Genomic DNA, 22,750 nt, shown 5'->3' with positions numbered 1-22,750 from the left:
AAAAAGGGGGGAGGGGCCGATGAGCGGCGACGTGAGCCGTCTGCGCGGTGGCCTCGCCCGGCTGCTCCGCCCCGCCGGTCTGCTGCTCTTCCTCGTCACCGAGGTCCTCCTCGCCGAGGGCGGCAGCCTCTCCGCCGCGGTCGCGCTGGCCGCCACCGCGGCCGCCGGTTCCGCGCTCGCCGTCGCCTCGCTCATCAGCGCCCGCTGTGCGCCCCCGGTGCCCCGCACCCGGATCCGCACCGCCATCCGCGACCGGGAGAAACGCACCGCCTTCCTGCCCCAGCGCGACCCGGACGCCAAGGGGCGCAGACGCCCCCGAGCCCCCGGGCGCGGCCTTCCGACGGCCGCGTAGGGGTTCGCGACAGCGCAGTACAGGCCACAGCAGCGGCAGCCGAAGCAGCCGCGGCCGAAGCAGGCACCGGCCACACCGGTAGCGGCCGAAGCAGGCACCGGCCACACCGGTAGCGGCCGAAGCAGGCACCGGCCACGCCGCACAGGGCCGAGCAGGCACCGGCCAAGCCGCACAAGGCCGAGCAGGCACAGGCCGAAGCACACGCAGTCCGCCCGCCCCGTCACGCGGTCCGTCATGCCGATTCCGTACGTCCCCGTACTTCTCCCGGCACGACGAGACCCCGGAGGGCTCATCCATGTCCGCATTCATGTCCGCGTTCGCGGCGCTGGTCGGCGCACTGGCCGACGCGCTGCACCCGCTTTTCCAGACCGCCTCCACCGCCGCCGCCATCGTGCTGTTCACCGCACTCGTACGGCTCGCCGTCCACCCCCTGTCGCGGGCCGCGGCGCGCGGGCAGAAGGCCCGCACCAAGCTCCAGCCGCGGATCGCCGAGCTCCGCAAGAAGCACGGCAAGAACCCCGAGCGGATGCAGCAGGCGCTGATGGAGCTGCACCGGGAGGAGAAGGTCTCGCCGCTCTCCGGCTGCCTTCCCAGCCTGCTCCAGATGCCCGCGTTCTTCCTGCTCTACCACCTCTTCTCCAGCCACCGGATCGGCGACGCCCCCAACGAGCTGCTCGGCCACGAGCTCTTCGGCGCCCCGCTCGGCGCGCGCTGGCACGACGCGCTCGCGCACGGCGGGCCGTTCGGCACGCAGGGGCTGGTCTACCTCGCGCTGTTCGTGGTGGTCGCCGCCGTGGCCACGTTCAACTTCCGGCGTACGAAGCGGCAGCTGGCCGCCAGTCCGGTCGCCCCGGCCACCGGTCCGGACGGGCAGCCGGTGCCCGGCATGGGCGCGATGACCAAGCTGATGCCGCTGATGTCGTTCTTCACCCTCGTCACCGTGGCCGTCGTACCGCTCGCCGCCGCGCTGTACGTCGTCACCAGCACCACCTGGACCGCGGTCGAGCGGGCCGTCCTCTACCGCGACATGCCGGCCGCCGGGGCCGCCGTGGCCAGCCCGGTGTGACCGGGGCGGCGGGGCCGGAGCGGGGTGACCGGGCGGGGCGACCGGGGCGGCGGACCGGGGCGGTGCGGCCCGTACGCGTGACCGGCGCGGGGGTCGTGCCGGTCCAGTGTGTGAACAGGGTCTTGTGGAGTGATCGGATGTCTTGGACGATCGGACAAGCCTGCGATGGCCGCCACCCATTCGACGGGCCCGATCTCGATCAAGGGGAGACAGAGAGTTGAAGCTGCTTCGTGTGGGTACGGCAGGGGCGGAACGACCGGCGCTGCTGGACGGGAACGGAACCCTGCGCGACCTGTCGGGGCTCGTCACCGACATCGACGGCGACCTGCTCGCCGACGCGTCGGCGCTCGCCCGGGTACGGGCCGCGGCGGCGGCCCCGGACGAGCTGCCCGCGCTCGACGCCGAGGGGCTGCGGATCGGTCCGCCGCTCACCGGCATCGGCAAGATCCTGTGCATCGGGCTGAACTACCACGACCACGCCACCGAGACCGGCGCGGAGATCCCGGCCGAGCCGATCCTGTTCTTCAAGGCACCGGACACCGTCGTCGGCCCCGAGGACACGGTGCTGGTGCCGCGCAACAGCGTGAAGACCGACTGGGAGGTCGAGCTGGCGGTCGTCATCGGGCGCACCGCCCGCTATCTGGAGTCCGCCGAGGAGGGGCTCGCGCACGTCGCCGGGTACGCGACCGCGCACGACGTCTCCGAGCGCGAGTTCCAGATCGAGCGCGGCGGCACCTGGGACAAGGGCAAGAACTGCGAGACGTTCAACCCGCTGGGCCCGTGGCTGGTGACGGCGGACGAGATCGCCGACCCGCAGGCGCTGTCGCTGAAGCTCTGGGTCAACGGCGAGCTGAAGCAGGACGGCACGACCGCCGACCAGATCTTCCCGGTGGGCGAGGTGGTCCGCTATCTGAGCCACTTCATGACGCTGTACCCGGGCGACGTGATCAACACCGGTACCCCGGCCGGGGTCGCGCTCGGGCAGCCCGAGCCCAAGCCGTATCTGCGGGCCGGGGACGTCGTGGAGCTGGAGATCGCGGGGCTTGGGCGCCAGCGCCAGGAGCTGAAGGACGCGTAGGCGCCGGGAGCTGAAGGACGCGTAGGCGCCGGGAAGCGGGGCCCGGGACGCTGCTTCGGGTCCCGCAGGCGTGAGCACGGGGCCCCGGAGGTGACTCCGGCCGGCCCCGGACGCGTTGGCGGGGCCCGGAACGCGGCGTTCGGGCCCCGCGCGCGGCCCGGCGTGCCGCGTCCCGAAGAGACGTGAACCGTCGTGCCGCGTCCTAAAGATCGGAGGCGTGCGGGGGTGTGGCGTGCGGAAGCCGTACGGTCACGCCCTCGCGGGCCGAGCGGCGGGCGGCCTCCAGGACGTCCAGGGACGCCGCGGCCTGGAGGGCGGTCACCGGGTTCGGGCCCCGGCCGCGCAGGGCGTGGGCGATTGCCGCGTAGTACGCCGGGTAGTCGCCCGGCCGGGTGGGGACCGGGGTGCCGCCGCCGGTGTGCGGGGACTCGCCCGAGCCGATCCGGCCCCACATCTCCTCGGGCTCCTCGCCCCAGGGGCGGCCCGCCGCCGGGCGCAGGCCCGCGCGCAGATCGGCCTCCTGCGGGTCGAGGCCGTACTTCACGTAACCGGCGTCCCGGCCCAGGACCCGGAAGCGCGGGCCGAGCTGGGCCGTCGTGGCGCTCACGTACAGGTGCGAGCGGACCCCGTTCGCATGGGTGATGGCGAGGAAGGTGTCGTCGTCGGCGGCGGCCCCGGGGCGGCGCACGTCGGCCTCCGCGTACACCAGCACGGCGGGCCCGAACAGGGTGAGCGCCTGGTCGACGACATGGCTGCCCAGGTCGTACAGCAGCCCGCCGATCTCCCGGGGATCGCCCGACTCCCGCCAGCCGCCCTTGGGCCGGGGGCGCCAGCGTTCGAAGCGGGACTCGAAGCGCTGCACCTCGCCCAGCGCCCCGTCCGCGAGCAGCCGGGCGAGCGTGCGGAAGTCGTTGTCCCAGCGGCGGTTCTGGAAGACCGAGAGCAGCAGTCCGCGCTCGTCGGCCAGGGCCGCGAGCCCCCGCGCCTCGTCGGCCGTACCGGCGACCGGCTTGTCCACCACGACCGGCAGCCCGGCCTCCAGCGCGGCCGTCGCGAGCGCGACATGGGTCCGGTTCGGGGACGCGATCACGACCAGATCCAGCGCCTCGGGACCGCCCGCGCGCTCCCACAGCTCCTGCGGCGACGCGGCGAGGCGCACCCCGGGGAACTCGGTACGGGCCGCCGCCCGCCGCTCCTCGTTGCCGGTGACGACGGTGTCGAGGACGAGACCGTCGGTCGCGGCGATCAGCGGGGCGTGGAAGACCGAACCGGCCAGGCCGTAGCCGACGAGCCCGACGCGCAGCGCGGGGGCGGTCGGTCCGGTCGGTCCGGAGGGGGCGGGCTGCGGGTGGGGCGTGGGGCCGGTCATGCCGTCACTTAAGCAACACCGGTTTCCCGGGGCAAGCGGCGGTGATCGGTGGGCCGGGGCCGACCGGCGGAATCCGGTGGGCCGGGCGGGCGGCCCGGCGGCATGTCGGCACCGTCCGCCGCGCGCGCGGGTGGCAGCGTCGGCCGGACCCGGTGAACTCCGGCGCACGGGGTGAGCCGACCGTTCCGCGCCCAGCGAAGGACCCCGATGGCCCCCACCGCCCCGCCCCCCGACGCCTCGTCCCCCGGCACCCCGCCTCCGGGCGCCCCGTCCGCCACGCCCTCCGCCACTTCCTCCGGCACTCCTTCCGCCCCGCCCTCCGCCACGCCCTCCGGCGCGCCCGGAACCCCGCCGCCCCCCGCCCCGTACGCCACCGCCGCCCCCACTTCCGTGCCGGTGACCACGGCCGCTTCCATCCCGGTGATCGTCGCCCCCGCGCACCCTCCCTCGCCCCCGCACCCGGCACCCCCCGGGCGCACCCGGCACGGTTTCGCGCTCGGGCTGGCCGTGGCGAGCGTCGTCCCGGCGGTCGTCCTCGGCGGCACGTCCGTCGCACCCGCCTCGGCCGCCCGCTCCTCCGCCTCCTCGCCGGCCGCGGGCCCGTCCGCCGCGCCCGCCGCCTCCCCGGTCCCCGGCCCCTCGCCCGCCTGCGGTGACCCCGGGGCGAAGGACTTCCCCATCAGCGCCCGCATCCACGGCGGCCCGGACACCTACGCGTCCGGCGGCGGCTACGGCACCTGGTTCCTGGACCTGACCAACACCACCGCCGAACCCTGCCGGGCCGTCCACCCCGTGCTCGTCCTCACCGACGAGGAGCGCAGGCTGACCTCCGACCAGATCCAGCTCCAGTTCTCCGAGCAGGCCCGCCCCGGCACGGAGCACCGTGTCACCTGGGAGACCACCGACCAGGACGAGCACATCGGGGTCTTCGGCGGCACCGGCGGCGACACCTTCGGCGGCTTCACCGTCCCCGCGGGCCGCACCGTGACCATCCAGGTCCGGATGGCCTTCACCTCCGACACCAGCCCCGGCCGGATCACTGCCAACGCCGCCGTCGTCCAGCGGCAGCGCGCGCAGGGCAAGGACGACGGGTCCTGGGTCGGTGAGTCCGGCGACTACCCCTTCACCGTCGTCGACGACGACAGCGGTGACACCGAGGGGACCACCGAGCCCCAGGACACGAGAGAGCCGGCCGACACGACGGAGCCGGCCGACACGACGGAGCGGGCGGAGACGACGGAGACCAATGGGGCCGACGAACCCGACGAGCCCGACGAGTCCGGCGACACCTCATCCGCACCCGACACAGCACCCCCGCCCGGCGTCCCCGACCTCCCCCAACTGGCCGCGACCGGCGCCGATCCGCTCCTGGCCCCCGGCCTCACCGCCACTGGACTGCTGATCGGCGGCGGCGCGATGGTGGTCACGGCCCGGCGCCTGCGCCGCGACCGCCCGTAGCACCGCATCGTCGACACTCCGCACCGCGTCCGTATCCGCACCGCATCCGCAACTCGGACCTCGCCCGCACGTCCCCGGATGTTCACCGGTGTTCATGTCGGTCTGCCACGATCGGCCCGTGGACTACCCGTACGACCAGGCACCTGGCGCACCCATCCGCTCCGGCATCCCGGAGCACGGCCGCATCCCCAAGTACTACGCGGTCAAGGCCCATGTCTCCGTGCTCATAGAGGAGTTGGGCGAGGGCGGCATGCTGCCGACCGAGCGCGACCTCGCCGAGCGCTACGAGGTCTCGCGCGAGACGGTGCGCCAGGCGCTGCGCGAACTCCTGCTGGAGGGAAGGCTCGCCCGGCAGGGGCGCGGCACGGTCGTGGCGGGCCCGAAGCTCGAACAGCCGCTCTCGCTGGCGAGTTACACCGAGGGCGTGCGGCGCCAGGGCCGGGCCCCGGGCCGTCACCTCATCGGGCTGGAGCGGTTCCCCTGTCCGGAGGCGCTGGCCGGGGACGTCGGGGTGGCCCGGGGCGAGCCGGTCTGGCACCTGGAGCGGGTGCTGCTCGCCGACGACGACCGGGTCGGGCTGGAGAGCACGTACGTCCCCGTCGCCCGCGTGCCGGACCTGGACACGGAGTTCGACCCCGACTCGTCCTTCTACGCCTACCTCCGCGACCGGCTCGGCATCTCCTTCGGCGACGGGGACGAGCGGATCGAGACCGTGCTCGCGACGCCCCGGGAGGCGCTGCTCATCGGTACGCCGCCCGCGCTGCCCATGCTGCTGATCCACCGCGTCTCGCGCGACACGGCGGGGAAGCCGCTGGAGCGCGTACGGACCCTCTACCGCGGCGACCGCTTCTCCTTCACCGCCCATCTGGGCCCGCAGGACGGCCGCTGACGGTCCTGACGCCCGCGTGACGCCGGCGGACACCGGACAGCTGCCCAGCGCTGACGGACCGGGCCGTCGCGGGCCCGCGCACCCGCACGGTTCGATAACGGGAAGGTAACGGGTCTAGGCCAACTTTGGGGCCCAGTTCACCATCCCGTTGCCGTACGGATTCGAGTGGGTCACCCGCCCCGACGAGCGTAACCGCCGTGAGAGTCATCGTCGTAGGAGCCGGCGTGGTGGGAACCATGCACGCCTGGCACGCAGTGAACCGCGGCCACGAGGTCGTACAGATCGAGCGCGAGAGCGAGGCGCGCGGGGCTTCGCTCCGCAATTTCGGACAGATATGGGTCAGCGGCCGGGCCGGTGGCGAGGAGCTGGAGACGGCGCTGCGCGCCCGTGAGCTCTGGGAGGGCATCGGGGCCCAGGTCCCCGGTCTCGGCTTCCGGGCCTGCGGTTCGCTCACCCCGATCCGCACCGAGCTGGAGATCGCGGTCGCCGAGGCGGCCGTCGCCCGGCCCGACGCGGAGGCCCGCGGCTACAAGCTGCTGACCGCCGAGCAGGCCCGCGCGGTCAACCCCGCGCTGCGCGGCGAGTTCGCCGCCGCCCTGTGGTGCGGGCGGGACGCCGCGGTCGAGCCGCGCACCGCCCAGCGGGTCCTGAAGCAGGAGCTGCTGAAGTCGGGCCGGTACACCTTCCTCGGCGGTCGCGAGGTCCGCGAGGTGGTCGGTACCGCCTCCGTCCGCGACGACCACGGCGACGTCCACACCGGCGACGCCGTGATCCTGGCCACCGGGGCCTGGCTCGGCGGGCTCGTCCGCGAACTGGCCGGTCCCGACCTGCCGGTGCGCCGCGTCCGCCTCCAGATGATGCAGACCGACCCGCTCGGCGAGCCGCTCACCACCTCCGTCGCCGACGCGGACAGCTTCCGCTACTACCCCGCCTACCGCGGCGAGGCCCTGGACGCCCTCAACGCCGGCCAGGCCCAGGCGCCCACCGCCGCCGAGCACCGGATGCAGCTGCTGATGGTGCAGCGCCGCGACGGCGGACTGACCATCGGCGACACCCACGAGTACGAGCACCCCTTCGCCTTCGACACCGTCGAGGAGCCGTACGAGCACCTCACCGCGGTCGTCGAGTCCTTCCTCGGCCGCCCGCTGCCGAGGATCCGCCACCGGTGGGCCGGGGTCTACGCCCAGTGCACCGACACCAGCCGGGTCGTCCACCGCCAGCAGGTGCGGGACGGCGTCTGGCTGGTCACCGGGCCGGGCGGCCGGGGCATGACCTGCTCGCCCGCCATCGCCGAAACGACCGCCGACGAACTGGGCTGGTGACGACATGACCCCGCAGAACCCCAACACCTCGCAGAACCCCAAGACCCAGAAGAGCCCCAGGACCCCCCTCGACCTGATCGTGCTCGACATGGCGGGCACCACCGTCGCCGACGGCGGACTGGTCGAGCAGGCGTTCTCCGTGGCCGCCGAACGCCTCGGCGTCGAGCCCGGTTCCGCCGACCACGCAGAGAAGCTGGACTACGTACGCGCCACCATGGGCGAGTCCAAGATCTCCGTCTTCCGTCACCTCTTCGGCGACGAACAGCGCGCCCAGCAGGCCAACACCGCCTTCGAGGCGGCCTACGGCGAGCTGGTCGACGGCGGCCGCATCGCCCCGGTCCCCGGCGCCCGTGACGCCATCGAACGGCTCAAGGACGAGGGCCGCACCGTGGTCCTGTCCACCGGCTTCGCCCGGGTCACCCAGGACGCCATCCTGGCCGCGCTCGGCTGGCAGGACCTGGTCGACCTGACCCTCTGCCCGGCCGACGCGGGCGGCCGCGGCCGCCCCTACCCGGACATGGTGCTCGCCGCGTTCCTGCGCACCGGCGCCGTCGACGGCGTCCAGCAGGTCGTGGTCGCGGGCGACACCTCGTACGACATGCTCAGCGGGGTCCGCTCCGGTGCCGGGATCGTCGCCGGGGTGCTCACCGGCGCCCACGACAAGGACCAGCTGACCCGCAACGGCGCCACGCACGTCCTCGGCTCCGTCGCCGAGCTGCCCGACCTGATCGCGCGGGCCGAGGCATGACCGGCGGAGAGCGGTCCGTCCGCAGCGGAATCAGGTTCGACCGGGTCAGCGTCGAGTACGGCGGCAACACCGTCCTCGACCGGCTCGACCTGACCGTCGAACCCGGCGAGGTCATGGCCCTGCTCGGCCCCTCCGGCTCGGGCAAGACCACCGCCCTGCGCGCGGTGGCCGGATTCGTCCGGCCCGCCTCGGGCCGGGTCTACCTGGGCGACCGCGACGTCACCGCCCTGCCGCCGCACAAACGCGGCATCGGCATGGTCGTCCAGCAGTACGCCCTCTTCCCGCACATGCGGGTCCAGGACAACGTCGCCTTCGGCCTCAAGGCCCGCAAGGCCGCGAAGTCCGAGATCCCCGAGCGGGTCGCCGAGGCCCTCGACATGGTCGGCATGGCCGCCTACGCCACGCGCTACCCGCGCGAGCTCTCCGGCGGCCAGCAGCAGCGCGTCGCTATCGCCCGCGCGCTCGCCATCCGGCCCGGGGTCCTGCTGCTCGACGAACCGCTCTCCGCCCTCGACGCCCAGCTCCGCTCCGGAATGCTCGCCGAACTGGCGCGGCTGCACCGGGAGTTGCCGGACGTCTCCATCCTGTACGTCACCCACGACCAGGTCGAGGCGCTCACCCTCGCCGACCGGATCGCGGTCATGGACAAGGCGCGGCTCCAGGACTGCGGCACCCCGCAGGACCTCTACCGCCGCCCGCGCACCGAGTTCACCGCCTCCTTCGTCGGCAACGCCAACCTGCTGCCGGTCACCGTCGCCGAGGCCGCCGACACCGTCGACTTCGCCGGGCGCGCCCTCGACGTACCGACCGGCGAGGTCACCCGGGGCGCCACCGCCACCCTCTGCGTCCGCCCGCACCTGGTCGGGCTCGGCGACGGGCCCAACGCGCTCGCCGGAACGATCGCCGAGGTCCAGTGGCGCGGCTCCACCCACCGCCTCTACGTCGACATCGACGGCCACCGCGTCAAGGCCGACCTGAAGGAACTCCGCGAGACCCCGGTGCTCGGCGACCGGGTCACCCTGCACTTCGCGGCCGAGGACGCGGTGCTGCTGCCCGCCGGCGCGGCCCCGGGAACCGGGGGAGGAACCGATGGCTAGCGCAGCACCGGCCGTCGCCACGGCCAGGGACACGCGCAGGGCGGGACCGGGCGGCGAGCCGCAGGCCCCGGCCCGCGAACCCCGCCGCGTACCGCGCTTCGTCTGGGCGCTGCCGCCCGTCGCCGTACTCGCCGTGGTCTTCCTCTACCCGCTGGCCCTGGTCGTCCAGCAGTCCTTCCGACCCGACGAGGGCGGCACCTCGCTCGCCCCGTACGGCGAGGTGTTCGCCTCCGAGTCGTTCCGCTCGGCTCTGACCACCACGGTCTGGCTGGCGGTCGGCGCCACGGTCGGCTGCCTGGTGCTGGGCTTCGTCCTGGCCATGATCATCTCGTTCGTGCCGTTCCCCGGCGGCCGGGCCGTCGCCAAGTTCATCGACGTCTTCCTCTCCTTCCCGTCCTTCCTGATCACGCTCGCCCTGCTGTTCATCTACGGCAACGTCGGCATGGCCAACGGGCTGTGGACGGACGTCACCGGGGCGGCCCACGGCCCGTTCGACTTCCTCACCACCCCGTGGGGCGTCCTGCTCGCCGAGATCACCTACTTCACCCCGTTCGTGATGCGCCCGCTGCTCGCCGCGTTCTCCCAACTCGACACCGCGCAGCTGGAAGTGGCGTCCTCGCTGGGCGCCGGTCCGGCCCGGATCGTGCGCCGGGTGATCCTGCCCGAGGCGCTGCCCGCGCTCGCCGCGGGCGGCAGCCTGGTCCTGGTGATGTGCCTCAACGAGTTCGGCATCGTGCTGTTCACCGGCGCCAAGGGCGTCACGACGCTGCCGATGCTCGTCTACGGCAAGGCGATCCTGGAGTCCGACTACCCGGCGGCCTGTGTGGTGGCCGTCGTCAACATCGCGATCTCCGTCGGTCTCTACAGCCTGTATCGGATGGTGAGCCGCCGTGTTGGTGCATAGCCGTACCGGGAAATGGGCCAGCTGGGCCGTGTTCTTCCTGCTCTTCGTGCCGCTGTTCGCGGTGCCGCTGCTGGTGATCCTCGCCGCGTCCTTCACCACCAACTGGTCCGGCGCCTTCCCGTCCGGGCCGACCACCAAGCACTACGCGGCGGCCACCGGGGGCGACTCCCTCCAGGCCCTGACCACCAGCCTGATCACCGCCGTCAGCGCCAGCCTGCTGGCCCTGGCGGTCGGCTCCTGGGCCGCACTGGCCGCCGCCTCGCTGCGCAGGCGCGGCAAGCGGTTCCTCGACGCGCTGTTCATGCTGCCGGTCGCGGTGCCCTCGGTGGTCGTCGGGCTCGCGGTGCTCGTCGCGTTCAGCAAGCCGCCGATGCTGCTCAACGGAACGCGCTGGATCGTGATCCTGGCGCACACCATTCTTGTCACGGCGTTTGCCTATTCGTCGGTTTCGGCAGCAATAGTGCGTCTCGACCCGATGTACGAACAGGCGGCGGCCAGTCTCGGCGCCCGCCCCGGTTACGTCCTGTGGCGCATCAAGCTGCCGCTCCTGCTGCCGTCCCTCACGGCGGCGGCAGGGCTCTGCTTCGCGCTGTCCATGGGCGAGTTGAGCGCCACGATGATGCTCTACCCGCCCGACTGGACACCGCTGCCGGTGCAGATCTTCGCGGCCACCGACCGTGGCTCGCTGTTCACCGGAGCGGCCGTCGCCGTGGTCCTGATGGGGACGACGCTGCTGGTGCTGCTCGGCGTGTCCCGCATCCGCACCAGGGCCTCGTACCGCTGATCCGCTTCCGCCGGTCCGCCGGCACCCCCGCGATCCGTCGGCACCCACGTCACGACCTCGGACCCCCGTAACGACTCCGGCCGGCTCCCGGCCGACACCCAGGAGATACGACCCGCCATGCGCAAGAACCACCTCAAGCCCATCGCCGCCGTCACCGGCGCACTCGCCCTCGCCGCCACCCTCTCCGCCTGCGGCGGCTCCTCCGCCGCCTCCGACGAGAAGGTCGTCACCGTCTACAGCGCCGACGGCCTCAAGGGCGAGAACGGCGACGGCTGGTACGACAAGGTCTTCAAGGACTTCGAGAAGAAGACCGGCATCAAGGTCAAGTACGTGGAGGGCGGCTCCGGCGAGATGGTGCAGCGCGCCGTGCGCGAGAAGTCCAACACCCAGGCCGACGTCCTGGTCACCCTGCCCCCGTTCATCCAGCAGGCCGACGGCAAGGGCCTGCTGGCCGCGTACGCGCCGAAGGGCTCGGACCAGGTCGACGGCGCCGACAAGGCGTCCGACGACAAGTGGACCTCGGTCGTCAACAACTACTTCGGCTTCATCTACAACAAGAAGGAGCTGAAGACGGCGCCGGGCACCTGGGAGGAGCTGCTCGACGGAAAGTTCAAGAACAAGATCCAGTACTCCACCCCCGGGGTCGCCGGCGACGGCACGGCCGTCCTCATCAAGGCCATGCACGACTTCGGCGGCAAGGAGCCGGCGATGGCGTACCTGAAGAAGCTCCAGGCCAACAACGTCGGCCCGTCCGCCTCCACCGGCAAGCTGGCCCCCAAGGTCGACAAGGGCGAACTGCTCGCCGCCAACGGCGACGTCCAGATGAACTTCGCGCAGTCCAAGGACATGCCGAACCTCGGCCTCTGGTTCCCCGCGAAGCAGGGCGGCAAGCCCACCACCTTCGCCCTGCCGTACGCGGCGGGCCTGGTGAACAAGGCCCCGCACACCGAGAACGGCAAGAAGCTGCTCGACTTCATGCTCTCCGAGCAGGCCCAGAAGGACGTCAGCGCGGTCGGCGGCGGCTTCTCCGCCCGCAAGGACGTCGAGGCCACCGACGCCAACGCCATCGAGCTCGCCAAGCTGATGGACGGTGTGGAGATCTTCGAGCCCGACTGGTCGGACATCGGCACCAACCTCGACGGCTACGTCGAGGCCTGGAAGTCCGCCACCGGCAGCTGACCCGCTCCGGGCCCGAAGGGGCCACGCTCTAAAATCGGGGACGTCGGCGCTGCACAACGCGGTGCCGCCGGCGTCCCCGCACACGGCGTACGGCAGGAGTACCGCACATGGCAGAGCGCAAGCCGATCTCGTCCTGGCTCACCGACATGGACGGAGTCCTGATCCACGAAGGCACCCCCATCCCCGGGGCGGACGCCTTCATCAAGCGGCTGCGCGACTCGGGCCTGCCCTTCCTCGTCCTCACCAACAACTCCATCTACACCGCCCGCGACCTGCACGCCCGCCTCAAGCGCATGGGCCTGGACGTGCCGGTGGAGAACATCTGGACCTCCGCGCTGGCCACCGCCAAGTTCCTGGACGACCAGCGCCCCGGTGGCACGGCGTACGTCATCGGCGAGGCCGGGCTCACCACCGCCCTGCACGACATCGGTTACGTCCTCACCGACCACGAACCCGACTACGTGGTCCTCGGCGAGACGCGCACGTACAGCTTCGAGGCGCTCACCAAGGCGATCCGGCTGATCAACGGCGGGGCCCGGTTCATCTGCACCAACCCCGACGAGACCGGCCCGTCCGCCGAGGGGCCGCTGCCCGCCACCGGCTCCGTCGCCGCCCTCATCACCAAGGCCACCGGCAAGGAGCCGTACTTCGCGGGCAAGCCCAACCCGCTGATGATGCGCACCGGACTCAACGCGATCGGCGCCCACTCCGAGTCCAGCGCCATGATCGGCGACCGGATGGACACCGACGTCCTGGCCGGTCTGGAGGCCGGGATGCAGACCTTCCTGGTTCTCACCGGGCTCACCACGGTCGCCGACATCGACAAGTACCCCTTCCGGCCGTCCAAGGTCGTCGACTCGATCGCCGACCTCGTCGGCCTGGTCGAGCCGGCCGGTCCGGCGGAAGAGGGCTGAGCCCGGCGCGTTCCGCTCCTGCGGATGCGGAACGCGCCCGCAGGCGTGAACCTGCACGAAGGAGGTTCACGATGCGTTTCACGCTCCTCACGTTCTGTGCCGCCGCGGTGGTCGCGGCGACGCTGGTGCCGGGTTCCGCCGCCCTGGCCGAATCCGGACCGGCTCCCGAAGGAGGCCGGGAGGCCGGGATCTCGCTGACGGCGGGCCCGTCCACCGTGGGGCCGGGCGGTGAGGCGGATCTGCGGCTGGCGGGGTGCGCGGGCCGCACGGCCACCGGCGAGTCCGACGCCTTCGTCTCGGCGGCGCGCTTCTCGCCCGCCGCCGGCGGCGGGCTCTTCGCCGAGGCCAGGATCAGCTCGGACGCCCGGCCCGGCGACCACACCGTCCACGTCACCTGTACGGACGACAAGGCCGATACGGGCACCAACGGCGCGACCGCCACCGCCAAGGTCACCGTCACCGGCCGGGGCCGGGCCACCCCGCTCGCCCCGGTCGCCGCGGGCGGCGGTGGCGCCGCCCTGTTCGCGGCCGGGGACGGCGGGCAGGAGGGCCCCGGCACCACGCACACGGCCACCGGACTGGTCGTGGCCGCCGTCGCGGCCGTCGCCGTGGCGCTCCGCGGCAGGCGCCGCCGCGACCGCGGACCGGCCACGGACTGACGTGGAGGCCCCGGAGCCCGCCCCCGGCCGCGGCAGGCTGCTCGCCGGGGCGACCTGGGCCGTTCTGCTGCTGGGCCTGTGGCTCTGGGGCCGCGGCATCACCAACGGCCCCGGCCCCGGCTCCGGCCCGGCCGCCGGTGACATCGCCGCGGTGGGGCGCCCGCTCGGCGTACCGCTGCCCCCGCCGCACCGGCCGATGGAAGGCGCGGCGCCGGCGCGCGTCAAGGTCCCGTCGATCGGCGTCGACGCCCCCGTGATCCCCCGCGGGCTCGACGGGGACGGGGCGATCGAACCACCCCCGTTCGACACTCCGCAGACCGTCGGCTGGTACGAGGACGGCACCCGGCCCGGCGCGCGCGGCCCCGCCGTCCTGGTCGGCCACGTCGACACCGGGACCCGGCCCGCCGTCTTCCACGGGCTGAGCGCGACCCGCCCCGGAGCCGAGGTCGAGGTCACCCGAACGGACGGCACCGTAGCGGTCTTCACCGTCGACGACGTCCGGGTCCTCACCCGGGCCCGCTTCGACGCCCACAGGGCGTACGGGCCGCGCAGGGACGGCCGGGCCGAGCTGCGCCTGATCACCTGCGGCGGCACCTACGACCGCACCTCCCACGCGTACGACGCGAACGTCGTCGTCTCCGCCTACCTCACGGGCGCAGGAGCGGCGGACGGCCACGGCCGCGACGGGGCGGCGACGCGGCCGACGGCACCGCCGTGAACGTCACCGGCTCCGGGACCACGCGGCCCGGTACGGATCCCGGCGCGCGGCTCCGGGCGAAGGCCGCCGGCCGCGCCCCAACCGCACGGCCGGTCAACCCGGTTCGAGCCGACGGCCGCCGGGACGCAAGGACCGGCACCCGATCCGGCCGCAGGGGCGGAAGCGACGGGTTCCCGGCCCGCACGCGCGAGGCGGGATTCCGGGCGGCGGGGGCGCGGGGAGGCGCGCGGGAACGAACTCCGCGCCGTTGAGTAACCGTTCGGTGACTGTGCGCCGTCCGTACGGGTAATGATTCAGGAGGGCGTCATCGAGGGCGCCCCGGGGTGGGCGGTCCGGCGCGGGATCGTGGTGCGGGGTCGTGGCGCGGGCTCACGAACGAGCGAAAGCCCCCTCACGTTCGGTGAGGGGGCTTCGACTCTGCGTGCGCCGCCAGGGACTCGAACCCCGGACCCGCTGATTAAGAGTCAGCTGCTCTAACCAACTGAGCTAGCGGCGCCTGCTGACCTGGAGAACTCTACCGGAAGCCGGGGGGTGCTCCTGACCATTTACCGTCCGCCCACGGCCTGTCGGATGGTCGTTTTTTCTCTTCTGTCCGCCAAAATGCGTTATGTCAGGAGAGTTGAGACATCAACGCCCGTACGGGCGCACCAAAAAATCTTGACCAGTGCGGAGGGGATCGCATGGCTGTGCCGGCATTCGAGGAGTACGAGCCCGCCGCCGACTGCGTCTGCGCGGGGTGCGCCGCACAGCGGCGGAGCGCCGCCCGCGCCCTGCCCGTGCGGTACGGGGGCCATCCGGCCGCCCACGGCGCCCGCCGCGCCCTGGTGCTGGCCACGGCGGCGGGGGTGGTCCTGGGCGGCGGCGTCGCCGAGGCGGCGGGCATGACGGGCCCGGCGGCCAGGTCGGCCGGAGCCGCCCGCGCGGAGCCGGACGGGGACAGCCCGCAGGGCGGGCCCGGACCGCTGCGGGGCGCCGGGGCGGCGGGACCGCCCTCGACCACGACGGCCACGCCCAAACTGCGTCCCACCACCCGCGAGGCCATCATCCAGCGGGCACGGGGATGGGTGACCGCCCAGGTCCCGTACAGCCTGTCCGGGTACTGGTCCGACGGCTACCGGCGGGACTGCTCCGGCTATGTGTCGATGGCCTGGAACCTGCCCGGAAACGAGTGGACCGGCAGCCTCGCCGCGTTCGGGACCCGGATTCCGCGGTCCCAGCTCCAGCCCGGCGACATCCTGCTCTTCCACAACCCGGCCGACCCCGCGAAGGGCTCGCACGTCACGATCTTCGGCGGCTGGACCGACTCCAAGCACGGCCACTACACGGCGTACGAGCAGACCAAGCCGCACACCCGCCGGGTCACGACGCCCATGGCCTACTGGTCGCACTCCGCCGACTACGTCGCCTACCGCTACCGGGGCCTGACCGGGGGCGGTGCGGCCGGCTCGGTGTCGAGGGCCTTTCCGGGGGCCGGGAAGTTCGGGCCGGGCGCCCGCAACGCCCATGTCACCAGGCTCGGTCGGATGCTGGTGGCGCGGGGAGGCCAGCGCTTCTACCGGGCGGGGCCCGGTCCGGGCTGGGGCGACGCCGACCGGCGCGCGACCCGGGCGTTCCAGCGCGCCCAGGGGTGGCGGGGCCGGCAGGCGGACGGCATCCCCGGCCCGGGCACCTGGGGGCTGCTGGTGAACGGTACCGGTCGCGACATCCCCGCCGCCGGGAACGGCGGTTCGAACCAGGACGGGAAGTACCCCGGGCGGGGCTATTTCCGGGCCGGACAGAGCAACAGCCATGTCGAGCGGCTCGGCAAACAGTTGGTGAAGAAGGGATTCGGTAAGTACTACACGTCGGGCCCCGGACCCCGGTGGACCGAGGCCGACCGGCGCAATGTCGAGGCCTTCCAGCGCGCCCAGGGCTGGCGGGGCGCGGCGGCCGACGGCTACCCCGGGCCGGAGACCTGGCGGCGGCTCTTCGGCTGAGCACGGCTCCTGGGCCGAGCGCGACTCTTCGGGTGACACGACGGACATGACGGAGGCGGGTATGCGATCCACGGTGTCGGACAGCTCCGGAACCCCGGAGGACGGAAGGCCGGAGGACGGCCGGACGGGGTACGGGCAGCTGGGGCACGGAGGGCCGGTGGACGGCCGGCCGGGGGGCGGGGAGTGGGCCGCCCCGCCCCCCGCGCCCTCCCCGGACCGGACGTTCCTCCCGGACCGGGCCCCGGCCCAGGCGCCCTCCCCGGACCGGGCGGTGCCGCCCGGGTGGGAGCGGGCCGACCAGGAGACACCCGAGTGGGAGGCACCCGGCCGGGAGACAGCGGAGTGGGAGGCCCCCGGCCGAGAGGCACCCGAGTGGGAGGCGCCCGGCCGGGAGACGTCCGGTCGGCGGGCATCCGAGTGGGAGACGGCCGAGTGGGGGACCGGCGGCCGGGAGCCGGCAGGGCGGGCGCCCGGACGGGAACCGGCGCGCGGGGAGGCGCCCGGGTGGGAAACCTCCGAGTGGGAGACGGCCGAGTGGGGGGCGGGCGGCCGGGAAGCGGCCGACGCGGGCGGATCCGTCCCGGGTCCCGGCCAGGGGCCCGTCGCGGACTCGGTGGTCGATCTCGTGCTGGACCTCGTCCCGGGCGACGGCCCGGACACCGTGATCGGTACGACCTCCGCCTCGGTCTCCGTACCGGCGCTCCCGGCCGCGGCGGGCGAGCCGCCGGCACCGGTCCCCGCCGACCGGACGGAACAGGAGGTCGCCGCCCCGCCCGCGCCCCGGTACCGCCCGGCCCGCGAGGCGGTCTTCGACTCGCTGCCCGTCTCCGGCGGCGACGCGACCGGACCCTCCGGCGACACCCTGCGGGCGGCCGGGCGCCATCAGGCGGTCATCGCCACCGAGCGCCCCACGACCATCCCGGTGCACCTGCTCTTCCGTGAGGACGCCGCCGAGGCGGCCCGCGCCGACGGCGCCCGCACCGGGGCGGCCGGTCCGCCGGCCGACGACGCCCGGTGGGGCGGCGACGACCGCTCCCGGCCGGGTGTGCGACGGCCACCCCTGCCGAGAGGGCCGCAGGTCAGACCCCCGTCCCGGCCGGCCCCGGCCGGTGACCCGTTCCTCGCCGAGCGGCCGGGCCCCGCGCTTCCCGGCTGGCTCGCGCTGTTCACCGCCCTGTCCGGGGCCACCGGGGCGGGCGCGGTGCTCTGGTGGAGCGGCGCGCTGCCCGCCGGGGCGCTCCTGCGGCTCGGGCTCGCGCCGCGCCCCGACGGCGGCATCGGGTTCGGCGCCTGGGCGGCGCTGGCCGCACTGGCCTCGCTGGTGCTCTTCGCACTCGGCGGCCTGAGCCGGGGACGGGTGGGCCACGCCTGGGTGCTGACGCTGTTCGGCGAGTACCGGGGGAGCGTACGGCGGACCGGCCTGATGTGGATCAGTCCGCTGCTGCTGCGCCGCCGCGTCGACGTGCGGCTGCGGCACTGGCGCAGCGAACCGCTCCCCGCCGTCGACGCCAACGGGACCGCGCTGCGCGTCGTCGTCCTGGTGGTGTGGCGGATCGACGACACGGCGCGGGCGGCGCTCGGGGTCGCCGACCACGAGACGTACCTGCGCGAGCAGGTCGAGGCGGCGATGGCCCGGGTCCTCTCCCAGCTGCCCGCCGACGCCTTCCACGAGGACACCCACACCCTGCGCAACGCCGAGGCGGTCGGCGACGCGCTGACCCGCCTGCTGAAGGCGGACTGCGAGCCGGTCGGCATCGAGGTCTACTCCGCACAGCCCACCGGGATCGAGTACGCGCCCGAGGTCGCCGCCGCGATGCAGCGCCGCCGGATCGCCGCCCTCGACGCCAAGCACCGCGACAGCGTGCTGACCTCGGTGGTGGACGCGGTCGACGACACCGTCAACCGGCTGACCGCGCGGGGCATCGTGGAGCTGGACGACTACGAACGGAAGTCGCTCGTCAAGGACTTGACGGTGGCGTTCTATACCGGCCGCAACGGTCGGGAGGGTTCCTGAGGGGGCGTCGGACCGGCAAGCGGAATCCGACTCCGATTGGTCTGGACATGTTCATGTCCCGTCCATAACCTAAGACTTGGTCTAGACCGCAGGAAACGCGTGCAGCACGGCTCATGGAACCTCCCCCCGTTCTCGAGGAGCGACAGCAATGCGTAAAAGGGCAAGCGCGGCCGTGGTCGGCCTGGCCATCGCGGGCGTCTCGATGTTCGCGACCAGCAGCGCCAGCAGCCACGGCTACACCGACAACCCGATCAGTCGTCAGAAGCTCTGTGCCAACGGCACGGTGACCGGCTGCGGCAACATCCAGTGGGAGCCGCAGAGCGTCGAGGGCCCGAAGGGCTTCCCGGCGGCGGGTCCGGCCGACGGCAAGATCTGTTCCGCCGGCCACGGAGAGTTCGCCCAGCTGGACGACCCGCGCGGCGGCAACTGGCCCGCCACGAAGGTCACCGGCGGCCAGGGCTTCCAGTTCCGCTGGCAGTTCACCGCGCGCCACGCCACGTCGGACTTCCGCTACTACATCACCAAGGACGGCTGGGACCCCACCAAGCCGCTCACCAGGGCCGATCTGGAGTCGCAGCCGTTCATGACGGTGCCGTACGGCGGCAAGCAGCCCCCGGCGACCCTCACCCAGCAGGGCACCATCCCCACCCAGAAGACCGGGAAGCACATCATCCTGAGCGTCTGGAACGTCGCCGACACGGCCAACGCGTTCTACGCCTGCTCCGATGTTCAGTTCTGACGCCTAGTCAGTTACCGTGCGGCGCCATGGGGAGCGCAGGCACCGTAGCGGAGCTCGTACAGCGCCAATGGGGCGACCACCGGCCCGGGCTGAGGTATCGGGACACCGTCCTCACCCATCACCAGGTCGCCTCGGGCGCTGCCGCCCGGGCCGCGCTCCTGGCGGATCTGCTGCCGACGGGCGGCGAACCGCATGTCGGGGTGCTGCTCGACAACACCCCGGAATTCCCCCTCTGGTTGAGCGCGGCGGCCCTGGCCGGGGCCGCCGTGGCCGGGATCAACCCCACCCGGCGCGGCGCCGAACTGGCCCGAGACATCCTGCACACCGACTGCCGCGTCCTGATCACCGAACGCGCCCACCTGCCGCTCCTGGCCGGACTGGATCTCCCGGGCGTCCGTGTCCTGGTGACGGACTCCGAGGCGTACGCGGCACTCCTCGCCCCGTACGCCTCGGCCGCACCCGGCGACACCGTCCGGCCGGACACCGGCCCCGGCACCCGGATGCTGCTCTACTTCACCTCCGGCTCCACCGGCGCACCCAAGGCCGCGATCTGTACCCAGGGGCGGCTGGCGGCGGCCGGGGCCTCGCTGGCCGGTCACTTCGGCGTCCGGCGCGAGGACGTCCACTACATCTGCATGCCGATGTTCCACGGCAACGCGGTGATCGCCGACTGGGCCCCCGCGCTGGCGGGCGGGGCCGCCGTCGCGCTGCGCCGCCGTTTCTCGGCCTCCGGCTTCCTCGACGACGTACGCGCCCACGGGGCCACGTACTTCACCTATGTCGGCCGTGCCGTGCAGTACCTGCTCGCCACCCCCGAGCGGCCGGACGACCGGGAGCACCGGCTCCGGCTCGGCTTCGGCACGGAGGCCGGGGCGGTGGACGCGGCCAGGTTCCGGGAGCGGTTCGGGGTGCGGCTGGTCGAGGGGTACGGCTCCTCTGAGGGCGGCGCGGCGATCCAGCGGAGCCCGGACACCCCGGCGCGGGCGGTCGGGCGGGCCGCCGGGCGCGACGACCTCGCGGTGGTCGACCCGGAGACCGGCCGGGAGCGGGCCGCCGCGGTCTTCGACGGGTCGGGCCGGCTGGTCAACGGGGCCGAGGCGATAGGGGAGCTGGTCAACCGGGGCCGCACCCCCTTCGAGGGCTACTGGCGCAACGCGGCGGCCGACGCCGAGCGGCTGCGCGGCGGCTGGTACTGGACCGGGGACCTGTTCTTCCGGGACGCCGAGGGCTTCTTCTACTTCGCGGGCCGCACCGACGACCGGCTCCGGGTGGACAGCGAGAACCTGGCCGCCGCGATGATCGAGAACATCCTGGCCCGGTGGCGGCCGGCGGTGGCCGCGGCGGTGTACGCGGTGCCGGATCCGGTCGCCGGGGACCAGGTGATGGCGGCGCTCGCGCTGCGGCCGGGGGGCGCCTTCGACCCGGCCGCCTTCGCCGGATTCCTCGCCGCCCAGCCGGACCTGGGGACGAAGATGGCCCCCGCCTTCGTACGGATCGTCCCCGCGATGCCGGTGACGGCGACGAACAAGGTGCACCGCGCGGCCCTGCGCCAGGAGGGCTTCTGGCGCGGCGACCGGGTGTGGCGCCGAGGCCCGGACGGAGCGTACGCCCCGCTCACCGAGGAGAACCTGAGGGCGCTGGCGGCCGCGTACGCCGCACACGGCACACCGGTGCCGGCCGGACTCGCCACCCGAGTCCGACCGGCACCGAAGGACAGCTGCTAGGCCATGGTCCGCCGGGCGCGGCCTAGTTGTACTGACCCGCGGGCGCCGTCTCGGGCGCCGCTTCCCGTCCCGTCTCCCGCGTCCCGGTCCCCCCGGCCCGGCGCAGCAGCGTCGCCGCCAGCGCCGCGCCCGCCAGCAGCAGCACGGAACCGGCCACCGAGGCGTACTGCATGCTGTGCACGAAGGCCTCCCGCCCGGCCGCGATCAGCGAACCGTCGCCCGTGGCCACCGCCCCGGCGAGGGTCTTGCGGGCCGCCTCCGGGGCGGAACCCGGCATGTCCGCCGTGTAGATCGCCGTGGCCACCGCCCCCAGCAGGGCCATCCCCATGGCGCCGCCGAACTCCTGCCCGGTCTCCAGCAGCGAGGCCGCCGAACTCGCCTTCTCCGGCGGGGCCGTGGACAGCGCGAGGTCCGACACCAGCGCCATCACCATGACGATGCCGCTGCTCATCACCGCGCAGCCGACCAGCAGCAGCCAGAGCGAGTCCGTACCGGTCAGGGCGAGGAGGCCGAAGCCCGCGGCGGCGATGACGAAGCCCGCACAGACCACCCGTGCCCGTCCGGCCCGCTGGGCGACCGCGGCGGCCGTCGGAGCCGCGGCCCCCACCGCCAGCGACGGCGCCAGGCTCCACAGCGCCGCCTCCAGCGTGCCCATGCCGAGCACCGACTGGAGGTACTGCGTGGTGAAGAAGGAGGAGCCCATCATCGCGAACGCGGCCAGCGCGTTCAGCCCGATCCCCGCCGAGAAGTGGCGGTCGCGGAAGAGCTCCCGGCTGATCATCGCGTCGCGCCGGACGCGCTGACGGCGGACGAAGAACCAGCCGACGACCAGCCCGGCGACGATGATCAGCCCGTCGCGCACACCGAAGCCGTGGGCGGCCGTCTCCTTGACGCCGTAGATGACCGGGAGCACGGAACCCAGCGACAGCGGCACGCTCAGCAGGTCGAAGCGGCCCGGGTCCGGGTCCTTGAACTCCGGGACCAGCACCGGAGCCAGGACGACCAGCAGCACCATCGCGGGCACGTTGATCAGGAAGACCGAGCCCCACCAGAAGTGCTGGAGCATCACCCCGCTGAGCACCGAGCCGAGCGCGACCCCGCCCGCCATCGCCCCCGACCAGATCCCCACGGCCCGGGTGCGCTGCCGCTCGTCGCGGAACATGTTCCGCACCAGCCCCATGGTCGACGGCATCAGCGTCGCCCCGCCGACCCCGAGCAGCGCGCGGGCCGCGATCAGCATCCCCGGGCTGTCGGCGTACGCGGCGCCGACCGACGCGGCACCGAACGCCACCGCGCCCAGGATCAGCAGCCTGCGGCGGCCGATCCGGTCGCCGAGCGAGCCCATCGTGATGAGCAGCCCGGCCAGGGCGAACGCGTACACGTCGAAGATCCAGAGCTGCTGGGTGGCGCTGGGCGCGAGGTCCCGGTCGATGGACGGGATCGCGAAGAAGAGGACGGAGACGTCCATCGAGACGAGGAGAAGGGGCAGCAGGAGGACCACGAAGGCGGTCCATTCCCGGCGCCCCGCGAGGGGGCCGGGTGCGGCGGCGGTGCGCGTAGTGCTCGTGGCGTTCGGCATGGCAAGGAATGTACGAGCGTTTAAGACGCTTGTCTAGTACTGCCGTTTAAAACGATTGTGTATATCTCGGGGCAGCAGAAAACGCACTGGGCGGTCCACGTGTGTACGTGAACCGCCCAGTGCGTTGTCTGTGCGCCGCCAGGGACTCGAACCCCGGACCCGCTGATTAAGAGTCAGCTGC

The 22,750-nt window shown here is 73.5% G+C and carries 20 protein-coding genes and 1 tRNA gene; 18 read left to right on the top strand and 3 right to left on the bottom strand.

Translation table 11 applies throughout. From position 1 onward, the window contains the following. Positions 1–19 precede the first annotated feature (19 nt). From ACFCV8_RS21950 to ACFCV8_RS21940, 3 genes are all read left to right on the top strand, one after another. Entirely contained in the window at positions 20–352 is a 333-nt protein-coding gene (locus ACFCV8_RS21950) for a DUF6412 domain-containing protein (RefSeq protein ID WP_376687086.1), read from the top strand. Positions 353–647: 295 nt separating this feature from the next. Beyond that, positions 648–1,418 carry a YidC/Oxa1 family membrane protein insertase gene (locus tag ACFCV8_RS21945; protein WP_376687085.1) on the top strand — a complete coding sequence of 257 codons (771 nt, stop codon included), beginning with the start codon at positions 648–650 and terminating at the stop codon, positions 1,416–1,418. A 217-nt stretch (positions 1,419–1,635) separates the two neighbouring features. Next, a complete protein-coding gene (locus ACFCV8_RS21940; RefSeq protein ID WP_376687084.1) occupies positions 1,636–2,496 on the top strand; it encodes a fumarylacetoacetate hydrolase family protein in 861 nt (286 codons plus the stop codon). A gap of 202 nt (positions 2,497–2,698) precedes the next feature. Here the strand turns inward: ACFCV8_RS21940 and ACFCV8_RS21935 are convergent, their stop codons facing one another. Then, positions 2,699–3,865 carry a Gfo/Idh/MocA family oxidoreductase gene (locus tag ACFCV8_RS21935; RefSeq protein WP_376687083.1) on the bottom strand — a complete coding sequence of 389 codons (1,167 nt, stop codon included), beginning with the start codon at positions 3,863–3,865 and terminating at the stop codon, positions 2,699–2,701. A gap of 207 nt (positions 3,866–4,072) precedes the next feature. On the opposite strand from ACFCV8_RS21935, the gene ACFCV8_RS21930 reads away from it, so the two are divergent. The 11 genes from ACFCV8_RS21930 to ACFCV8_RS21880 all read left to right on the top strand — a co-directional run bounded on the left by ACFCV8_RS21930 (position 4,073) and on the right by ACFCV8_RS21880 (position 14,537). Next, positions 4,073–5,323: a hypothetical protein gene (locus ACFCV8_RS21930; protein WP_376687082.1), complete on the top strand. Its 1,251-nt coding sequence runs from the start codon at positions 4,073–4,075 to the stop codon at positions 5,321–5,323. A 118-nt stretch (positions 5,324–5,441) separates the two neighbouring features. After that, entirely contained in the window at positions 5,442–6,212 is a 771-nt protein-coding gene (locus ACFCV8_RS21925; RefSeq protein ID WP_376687081.1) for a GntR family transcriptional regulator, read from the top strand. Between the two features lie 197 nt (positions 6,213–6,409). Continuing rightward, a complete protein-coding gene (locus ACFCV8_RS21920; RefSeq protein WP_376687080.1) occupies positions 6,410–7,534 on the top strand; it encodes a TIGR03364 family FAD-dependent oxidoreductase in 1,125 nt (374 codons plus the stop codon). Positions 7,535–7,538: 4 nt separating this feature from the next. After that, a complete protein-coding gene (locus ACFCV8_RS21915) occupies positions 7,539–8,282 on the top strand; it encodes a phosphonatase-like hydrolase (RefSeq protein WP_376687079.1) in 744 nt (247 codons plus the stop codon). Next, positions 8,279–9,379 (top strand): ABC transporter ATP-binding protein, encoded by a 1,101-nt coding sequence (locus tag ACFCV8_RS21910; protein ID WP_376687078.1) that lies wholly within the window; start codon positions 8,279–8,281, stop codon positions 9,377–9,379. Before ACFCV8_RS21915 ends, ACFCV8_RS21910 begins: the two co-directional genes overlap by 4 nt. Then, positions 9,372–10,283: a 2-aminoethylphosphonate ABC transporter permease subunit gene (locus ACFCV8_RS21905; protein ID WP_376687077.1), complete on the top strand. Its 912-nt coding sequence runs from the start codon at positions 9,372–9,374 to the stop codon at positions 10,281–10,283. Before ACFCV8_RS21910 ends, ACFCV8_RS21905 begins: the two co-directional genes overlap by 8 nt. Continuing rightward, positions 10,270–11,067 (top strand): ABC transporter permease, encoded by a 798-nt coding sequence (locus tag ACFCV8_RS21900; RefSeq protein ID WP_376687076.1) that lies wholly within the window; start codon positions 10,270–10,272, stop codon positions 11,065–11,067. The genes ACFCV8_RS21905 and ACFCV8_RS21900 overlap by 14 nt, the downstream gene beginning before the upstream one ends. A 117-nt stretch (positions 11,068–11,184) precedes the next feature. Further along, a complete protein-coding gene (locus ACFCV8_RS21895) occupies positions 11,185–12,246 on the top strand; it encodes a 2-aminoethylphosphonate ABC transporter substrate-binding protein (protein WP_376687075.1) in 1,062 nt (353 codons plus the stop codon). 107 nt (positions 12,247–12,353) lie between these two features. After that, the gene (locus ACFCV8_RS21890; RefSeq protein ID WP_376687074.1) at positions 12,354–13,160 is read left to right on the top strand and encodes an HAD-IIA family hydrolase; all 807 of its coding nucleotides are present in this window, start codon (positions 12,354–12,356) and stop codon (positions 13,158–13,160) included. Positions 13,161–13,231: 71 nt separating this feature from the next. After that, the gene (locus ACFCV8_RS21885) at positions 13,232–13,819 is read left to right on the top strand and encodes a hypothetical protein (protein WP_376687073.1); all 588 of its coding nucleotides are present in this window, start codon (positions 13,232–13,234) and stop codon (positions 13,817–13,819) included. 1 nt (position 13,820) lies between these two features. After that, complete coding sequence (locus ACFCV8_RS21880; RefSeq protein WP_376687072.1) at positions 13,821–14,537, top strand: class F sortase; 717 nt, start codon at positions 13,821–13,823, stop codon at positions 14,535–14,537. 422 nt (positions 14,538–14,959) lie between these two features. Here the strand turns inward: ACFCV8_RS21880 and ACFCV8_RS21875 are convergent. Beyond that, positions 14,960–15,033 (bottom strand) — tRNA-Lys (locus ACFCV8_RS21875). 184 nt (positions 15,034–15,217) lie between these two features. On the opposite strand from ACFCV8_RS21875, the gene ACFCV8_RS21870 reads away from it, so the two are divergent. The 4 genes from ACFCV8_RS21870 (at position 15,218) to ACFCV8_RS21855 (ending at position 20,990) form a co-directional block, all read left to right on the top strand. Beyond that, a complete protein-coding gene (locus tag ACFCV8_RS21870) occupies positions 15,218–16,513 on the top strand; it encodes a peptidoglycan-binding protein (RefSeq protein ID WP_376687071.1) in 1,296 nt (431 codons plus the stop codon). 61 nt (positions 16,514–16,574) lie between these two features. Further along, entirely contained in the window at positions 16,575–18,527 is a 1,953-nt protein-coding gene (locus tag ACFCV8_RS21865) for an SPFH domain-containing protein (protein WP_376687070.1), read from the top strand. A 148-nt stretch (positions 18,528–18,675) separates the two neighbouring features. Beyond that, a complete protein-coding gene (locus ACFCV8_RS21860; protein WP_376687069.1) occupies positions 18,676–19,266 on the top strand; it encodes a lytic polysaccharide monooxygenase in 591 nt (196 codons plus the stop codon). A gap of 26 nt (positions 19,267–19,292) precedes the next feature. Continuing rightward, positions 19,293–20,990, top strand: a complete 1,698-nt coding sequence (locus ACFCV8_RS21855; protein ID WP_376687068.1) for an AMP-binding protein — start codon at positions 19,293–19,295, stop codon at positions 20,988–20,990. 22 nt (positions 20,991–21,012) lie between these two features. Here the strand turns inward: ACFCV8_RS21855 and ACFCV8_RS21850 are convergent, their stop codons facing one another. Continuing rightward, positions 21,013–22,569, bottom strand: coding sequence for an MFS transporter (locus ACFCV8_RS21850; protein WP_376687067.1), 1,557 nt, complete (start codon positions 22,567–22,569; stop codon positions 21,013–21,015). Between the last annotated feature and the right edge of the window lie 181 nt (positions 22,570–22,750).

Source organism: Streptomyces sp. NPDC056347, from assembly GCF_042262625.1.
Lineage (GTDB): Bacteria > Actinomycetota > Actinomycetes > Streptomycetales > Streptomycetaceae > Streptomyces.
This window is presented reverse-complemented; position numbering and strand designations above follow the sequence as displayed.

Bases quoted from the DNA above. Each gene is read 5' to 3' on its own strand.
- ACFCV8_RS21950 (WP_376687086.1), top strand. From the start codon at position 20: ATGAGCGGCGACGTGAGCCGTCTGCGCGGTGGCCTCGCCCGGCTGCTC.
- ACFCV8_RS21945 (WP_376687085.1), top strand. From the start codon at position 648: ATGTCCGCATTCATGTCCGCGTTCGCGGCGCTGGTCGGCGCACTGGCC.
- ACFCV8_RS21935 (WP_376687083.1), bottom strand. From the start codon at position 3,865: ATGACCGGCCCCACGCCCCACCCGCAGCCCGCCCCCTCCGGACCGACC.
- ACFCV8_RS21930 (WP_376687082.1), top strand. From the start codon at position 4,073: ATGGCCCCCACCGCCCCGCCCCCCGACGCCTCGTCCCCCGGCACCCCG.
- ACFCV8_RS21915 (WP_376687079.1), top strand. From the start codon at position 7,539: ATGACCCCGCAGAACCCCAACACCTCGCAGAACCCCAAGACCCAGAAG.
- ACFCV8_RS21910 (WP_376687078.1), top strand. From the start codon at position 8,279: ATGACCGGCGGAGAGCGGTCCGTCCGCAGCGGAATCAGGTTCGACCGG.
- ACFCV8_RS21905 (WP_376687077.1), top strand. From the start codon at position 9,372: ATGGCTAGCGCAGCACCGGCCGTCGCCACGGCCAGGGACACGCGCAGG.
- ACFCV8_RS21895 (WP_376687075.1), top strand. From the start codon at position 11,185: ATGCGCAAGAACCACCTCAAGCCCATCGCCGCCGTCACCGGCGCACTC.
- ACFCV8_RS21890 (WP_376687074.1), top strand. From the start codon at position 12,354: ATGGCAGAGCGCAAGCCGATCTCGTCCTGGCTCACCGACATGGACGGA.
- ACFCV8_RS21885 (WP_376687073.1), top strand. From the start codon at position 13,232: ATGCGTTTCACGCTCCTCACGTTCTGTGCCGCCGCGGTGGTCGCGGCG.
- ACFCV8_RS21870 (WP_376687071.1), top strand. From the start codon at position 15,218: ATGGCTGTGCCGGCATTCGAGGAGTACGAGCCCGCCGCCGACTGCGTC.
- ACFCV8_RS21865 (WP_376687070.1), top strand. From the start codon at position 16,575: ATGCGATCCACGGTGTCGGACAGCTCCGGAACCCCGGAGGACGGAAGG.
- ACFCV8_RS21860 (WP_376687069.1), top strand. From the start codon at position 18,676: ATGCGTAAAAGGGCAAGCGCGGCCGTGGTCGGCCTGGCCATCGCGGGC.
- ACFCV8_RS21855 (WP_376687068.1), top strand. From the start codon at position 19,293: ATGGGGAGCGCAGGCACCGTAGCGGAGCTCGTACAGCGCCAATGGGGC.
- ACFCV8_RS21850 (WP_376687067.1), bottom strand. From the start codon at position 22,569: ATGCCGAACGCCACGAGCACTACGCGCACCGCCGCCGCACCCGGCCCC.